Origin of the sequence: Microbacterium sp. (assembly GCF_049661145.1) — a bacterium.
In the GTDB taxonomy this organism is placed as follows: Bacteria; Actinomycetota; Actinomycetes; order Actinomycetales; family Microbacteriaceae; genus Microbacterium.
The window spans coordinates 1-3,895 of record NZ_JBASZT010000320.1 but is presented as its reverse complement, the minus strand read 5'-3'; the positions used below and the strand labels follow the sequence as shown (position 1 = coordinate 3,895).

Genomic DNA, 3,895 nt, shown 5'->3' with positions numbered 1-3,895 from the left:
GTTTCGGCGGCCATAGCGTGAGGGAAACGCCCGGTTACATTCCGAACCCGGAAGCTAAGCCTCACAGCGCCGATGGTACTGCAGGGGGGACCCTGTGGGAGAGTAGGACACCGCCGGACTTCTTTCGTGAAATGGCCACCCAGTGCTGGGTGGCCATTTCTCGTTAACACGCGCGTGAGAGGAACGAGTCGTGGCAGAACAACGCCGGCCGCGCAGCGGCGAGAAGAAGCCCTATCCGCAGCGCGGGGGCAAGCCGACAGCTCACTCCGACCGCGGGGGTGACAGGAAGCCGTATCGCAAGCGCGAGGGCGATCGCACGGGGAGCCGCCCGCCTCAAGACTCCGCCCGCCGCTCCGGTCCGCCCGCCCCGGCACTTCCCGACGACGTCACGCCACAGGATCTGCCGGGCCCGGCACGCAACGAGCTGAAGACGCTGAGCAAGGAGAACGCTGAGCAGGTAGCTCGTCACCTCGCGATGGCGGCGCGCCTCATCGACGACGATCCGCCGTTGGCGCACCAGCACGCGCTGGCCGCTTCGCGCAGTGCCGGCCGTATCGCGATCGTGCGCGAGACCGTCGCGATCACGGCATACGCACTGGGTGACTTCGCCCTGGCCGTACGCGAACTGCGCACGTACCGCCGGATCTCTGGTCGCGACGATCAGATCGCGATGCTCGTCGACAGTGAACGCGGCGTCGGCCGCCCGGATCGAGCGCTTGAGGTCGGGCGTGCAGTGGACCGCGCGAGCCTTCCCACTGAGGTGCGCGTCGAGCTCGCGATCGCCATGTCGGGCGCCCGCCTGGACCTCGGCGAGACCGAGCGGGCGCTGCAGGAGCTCGATATTCCGGAACTCGATCCGGACCGTGCGTTCAGCTGGAGCCCGGGTCTGTTCGCGGCGCGCGCTGCGGTACTCGATGAGTTGGGACGCGATGGCGAGGCTGCGCAGTGGCAGCGGCGCGCGGAGGTCGCCGCCGAGGCGCTGGGCGCGCAGGACGTCGACCACGAGGTGGTCGTGATCGAAGAGATCGAAGAGGTCCCGCTGCCGGACGTGGATGCGCCGGCGCAGGATGCCGAGGGGAAAGCGGACTGATGGCGTTGTTCTCCCGTGGGTCACGAACGCCGCTCGACGGCGTGGACGCGGTCCTCTCCGACCTCGACGGGGTCGTCTACGCCGGCCCAGGCGCGCTGCCGTACGCGATCGAAAGCCTGAACGCCGCTGGGCGGACCCGCCGGCTCGGCTACATCACCAACAACGCCTCCCGCCGCGATGCCGTCGTTGCGGAGCATCTTCGCGAGCTCGGCCTGTCGGCGACGCGTCCGGAAGACGTCGTCACGAGTCCGCAGGCGGCGATGCGGCTGCTGCGTGATCGCGTGGCACCCGGCGCGACGGTCCTCGTCGTCGGGGGCGACGGCCTGGTCTTCGAGCTCGAAAAGGCCGGCTTCGTCGTGACCCGCAGCGCCGATGACGCCCCGGCGGCTGTTGTACAGGGATTCACACCCGACATCGGCTGGAAGCACCTCGCCGAGGCCTCTTACGCGTTGGCGACGCCGGAAGACGAGGGCGGCATCCCGTGGATCGCCACCAACACCGACTGGACGATCCCGCAGGCCCGGGGCATCGCACCCGGGAACGGCACTCTCGTCTCGGCGGTGCACACGGCGGTCGGCCGGCTCGCTGTCGTCGCGGGCAAACCCGAGCGGCCGATCTTCGATGAGGCCGTCGCGCGGTTCGACGCACGGCATCCGCTGTTCATCGGCGACCGGCTCGACACCGACATCGCCGGCGCACAGACCGCGGGGATCGAATCGGCGCTGGTGCTCACCGGCATCGATCGGCCCAAGCACGTCCTCGCCGCCCCGCCGACCTCGCGGCCCACCTACATCCTGAGCGACCTGCGTGAACTGCACGAGCAGTACCCGAGAACGGTCGTGCGTGGAGACGTGACGAGCGTGCGCGATGCCGCGGTGCAGCTCGACGGCGCGGACATTCGTGTCATTGCGGCGGGCAGCCGACCGATCGATCTGCTCAGGGCGGGAGCCGCGGCCATCTGGGCCAGCGGCCGGGCGATCTTCGGGTTCCGGGTCCCTGAGGTGCTGTACGCCGACCCCTTCCACCGGCCCTGAAGCGGGCGATGGCACTGTCCCGCCGCTTCCCGGCGACGATCGCGGAAATCGTCGAGCACGAGATCGTGATCAAGCGATCGCGGTTCCTGACGACCGTGACCCCCGTCGCGTCTCCCGAAGAGGCGGATGCCGTCGTCGCGGCGATCCGCAAGCGGACGTGGGATGCCGGTCACCATTGCACTGCGATGATCACGGGACTCCTCGGCGATCACGCCCGATCGTCCGACGACGGCGAGCCCGCGGGGACGGCCGGCGCACCCATGCTCGACGTGCTTCGCCGCCGCGGGCTGACCGACGTCGTCGCCGTGGTCGCACGGTATTTCGGCGGGGTCAAGCTCGGTGCCGGCGGGCTCGTGCGTGCCTACTCCTCGGCCGTGTCCGAGACGCTCGACAGTGCCGCTCTCGTGCGTCGTGAAGCATTGCGGCGCGTCACGATCGAGGTATCGCACGCCGATGCCGGAAGATGCGAGAACCTGCTGCGCGAGCGCGCGGCCGGGTTCGGCGCAACCCTTGGCCCGACGGCGTACGGGGCCGTTGTCACGCTGGAACTCTGGGTGCCCGATGCCGAACTCGCACGCGTCGCCGATGAGCTCGCCGCGGCATCGGCCGGCCGCATCCATCCGATCGCCGGCGAGGAGCGCATCGTCGACGTGCCGCTATAGCTGCTCGCGTGTGCCGAACGCGGGCCGTAGCCTGGGGTGATGGAGAATGCGACCAGCGACGATCTCGTCTCGCGGCTGGATGTCATCGAGGCGCAACCCCTCAGTACGCGGGCAGCGGCCTACGAGTCGCTGCACGATGAGCTCGCCCGTCGCCTCGAGGCGGGTGCCGGCGTGCCGCCGCACGCATGACCGGGCGCCTCGACGCCGCTATCGCCGCGCGCGGTCTGGCGCGCTCCCGCACGCACGCCGCGACTCTCATCGCGGATGGACTGGTCATCGTCGACGGGCGCCCCGTCTTGAAGGCTTCGGCACGGGTCGCCGACGATGCTGTCATCATGGTTACGGCATCGGACCACTATGTCAGCCGTGCCGCGCACAAGCTCATCGCCGCCCTCGACCGCTTCGCGGTGCCGGTCGCGAACCGCTGCGCACTCGACCTGGGTGCTTCCACCGGCGGGTTCACACAGGTGCTCCGGGAGCGCGGCGCCGATCCCGTCGTCGCCGTCGATGTCGGGCACGGGCAGCTCTCGCCGGTGGTCGCCGCAGATCCGGGCGTCATCGCCGTGGAGGGCTGCAACGTCCGGTACCTGACGCCCGCGTCGCTGGCCGCGGCGAGCGGCGAGTCTGCCGCGCCGCAAGTGATCACAGGCGACCTCTCGTTCATCTCGCTGACGCTCGTGCTGCCGGCGATCGCGGAGGTCGCGGCATCCGATGCGGACATCGTGCTACTCGTGAAGCCGCAGTTCGAGGTCGGGCGCACGGGTGTGCGCGAAGGTCTCGTGACGGATGCGGCGGCGCGCGCCGACGCTGTCGCGGGTGTCTTGTGGGCGGCGTGGGACGCCGGCCTCGGCACCTTCGGCACGATGTCGTCGCCGATCGCGGGAACCCACGGCAACCGGGAGTTCCTGGTGCACCTGCGGCGAGTGGCGCCGGGCGGCACCGTCGGCAATCCGACAGAATATCTGCAGGCTGTCAACCGACTGGCGGGAGAGGCATGACGGATCAGGCGACCGCGCCGACTCGGGACATCCTCGTCGTCGCGCACGCGCAGCGCCCCGATACGGTCGCCGCCGCCGCACGTGTCGTCGCGGCGCTGCGGGCCGCCGGAG

At 70.2% G+C, this 3,895-nt stretch carries 5 protein-coding genes and 1 rRNA gene; all 6 read left to right on the top strand.

The annotated features are described in order from the left end of the window. Positions 1-2 precede the first annotated feature (2 nt). Positions 3-119, top strand: a 5S ribosomal RNA gene (gene rrf, locus WBP48_RS13400). Positions 120-190: 71 nt separating this feature from the next. Then, the gene (locus WBP48_RS13395) at positions 191-1,090 is read left to right on the top strand and encodes a hypothetical protein (RefSeq protein ID WP_424441226.1); all 900 of its coding nucleotides are present in this window, start codon (positions 191-193) and stop codon (positions 1,088-1,090) included. Beyond that, entirely contained in the window at positions 1,090-2,124 is a 1,035-nt protein-coding gene (locus WBP48_RS13390; RefSeq protein WP_424441224.1) for an HAD-IIA family hydrolase, read from the top strand. Before WBP48_RS13395 ends, WBP48_RS13390 begins: the two co-directional genes overlap by 1 nt. An 8-nt stretch (positions 2,125-2,132) precedes the next feature. Next, positions 2,133-2,786 (top strand): IMPACT family protein, encoded by a 654-nt coding sequence (locus WBP48_RS13385; RefSeq protein WP_424441222.1) that lies wholly within the window; start codon positions 2,133-2,135, stop codon positions 2,784-2,786. A 39-nt stretch (positions 2,787-2,825) separates the two neighbouring features. Further along, the gene (locus WBP48_RS13380) at positions 2,826-2,975 is read left to right on the top strand and encodes a hypothetical protein (RefSeq protein ID WP_424441220.1); all 150 of its coding nucleotides are present in this window, start codon (positions 2,826-2,828) and stop codon (positions 2,973-2,975) included. Then, positions 2,972-3,784, top strand: coding sequence for a TlyA family RNA methyltransferase (locus WBP48_RS13375; protein WP_424441218.1), 813 nt, complete (start codon positions 2,972-2,974; stop codon positions 3,782-3,784). Before WBP48_RS13380 ends, WBP48_RS13375 begins: the two co-directional genes overlap by 4 nt. Positions 3,785-3,895 lie beyond the last annotated feature (111 nt).

Excerpts from the sequence above, each read along its gene's own strand:
- WBP48_RS13390 (WP_424441224.1), top strand. The coding sequence starts at position 1,090 with ATGGCGTTGTTCTCCCGTGGGTCACGAACGCCGCTCGACGGCGTGGAC.
- WBP48_RS13380 (WP_424441220.1), top strand. The coding sequence starts at position 2,826 with ATGGAGAATGCGACCAGCGACGATCTCGTCTCGCGGCTGGATGTCATC.
- WBP48_RS13375 (WP_424441218.1), top strand. The coding sequence starts at position 2,972 with ATGACCGGGCGCCTCGACGCCGCTATCGCCGCGCGCGGTCTGGCGCGC.
- WBP48_RS13385 (WP_424441222.1), top strand. The coding sequence starts at position 2,133 with ATGGCACTGTCCCGCCGCTTCCCGGCGACGATCGCGGAAATCGTCGAG.